This is a genomic window from Vibrio sp. 704 (assembly GCF_033339295.1).
This window is the reverse complement of the sequence record NZ_JAWOUH010001064.1, coordinates 1-507: the sequence shown is the minus strand read 5'-3', so window position 1 is coordinate 507 and position 507 is coordinate 1. Positions and strand designations below refer to the sequence as shown.

At 45.4% G+C, this 507-nt stretch carries 1 protein-coding gene; it reads right to left on the bottom strand.

Annotated features, from left to right (window positions below):
* Positions 1-444, bottom strand: a 444-nt coding sequence (locus tag R7R24_RS30665; RefSeq protein ID WP_318120711.1) for a VC0807 family protein, incomplete at its 3' end; no start/stop codon positions are given.
* Between the last annotated feature and the right edge of the window lie 63 nt (positions 445-507).

Below are 507 nucleotides of genomic sequence, written 5' to 3'. Positions count from 1 at the left end.
CATTAGGCAACGTTCGAACGCATCAGTTTTACCATTTTCTCTCAAACGCTCGTTAATCAACGCGAGGTTCAAAACCGTGTCGTTCAATACCATTTTTTGCATCAATGGGTAGCGGGTAAAAGTGGAGCCCAATACCGCGATGCCGATCAGGCCGGGAATCAAGGCTTCTTTCAAGGCTAACCAGCGAGTATCAAGCTCCAACAAGCCGATGCCACCAGTTAATAATACGCTGATAAAACCAAGTGCTGAGATAAAGTTAAATTTCTTGTTGCGGATGAGATCCATACCGCCGTAAACCACAGGAAAGAGCAAAGCGACAACCAGTGCCATTGCGGTTCCTAGGTGCTCTTCGCCACTGTATTTCATCAAGATGAACGAAGGGATGAATACGTTAAAAAGGATCTCGAATAGGGGATTCGACTTTTTCGCCGTCGTGTTACTCATAATTTCCTACTGACTCTATTATGTCGGCTGCCATTGTACTTTGGGTGGAAGTGTTCATCCAGT